Here is a 429-nt window from a genome sequence, read left to right on the forward strand (position 1 = left end):
CCCCCCCCCCGGGGGGTTTTTAAAAAAAAAAAAAAAATTAGATTCAGAGAAACTTGAAAAAGCCTTAATTCTGTAATTATAGGTGGTATTCGCTTCAAGTTTAGTATCTGTGAAGTTATGGTATTACATCGTTTGGTCAAGACTTTGAAAACTTATTATTGCCAGCTCTTTTTCAATTTGATAGGTATTGGTTCCACCGATATTATCCCATGTCAATTTAATACTAAATTCACTAGCGGCTGTTGCTTTAAAGTATCCAGCGAAATATCTGGGCATTTGAATGTGGATGCTCAGGGAAATATCAGTAACAAACGTCTTTTTACCTCATTCAAAGACGGTGGTTTGGATGGCATGAAATGTGATAAATCAGGAAAACTGTATGTAACTCGTTGGGGATTAGGTAAAATTCTTATTTTCAACTCGGACACG

The 429-nt window shown here is 36.1% G+C and carries 1 protein-coding gene; it reads left to right on the forward strand.

All coding sequences use genetic code 11. The annotated features are described in order from the left end of the window. Positions 1-117: 117 nt before the first annotated feature. Positions 118-429 (forward strand): SMP-30/gluconolactonase/LRE family protein (locus BWI92_RS28015; RefSeq protein WP_217903520.1); only part of this gene is annotated, 312 nt, incomplete at its 3' end.

It is taken from the genome of Flectobacillus sp. BAB-3569, assembly GCF_002270355.1.
GTDB classification, from domain to species: Bacteria; Bacteroidota; Bacteroidia; order Cytophagales; family Spirosomataceae; genus Flectobacillus; species Flectobacillus roseus.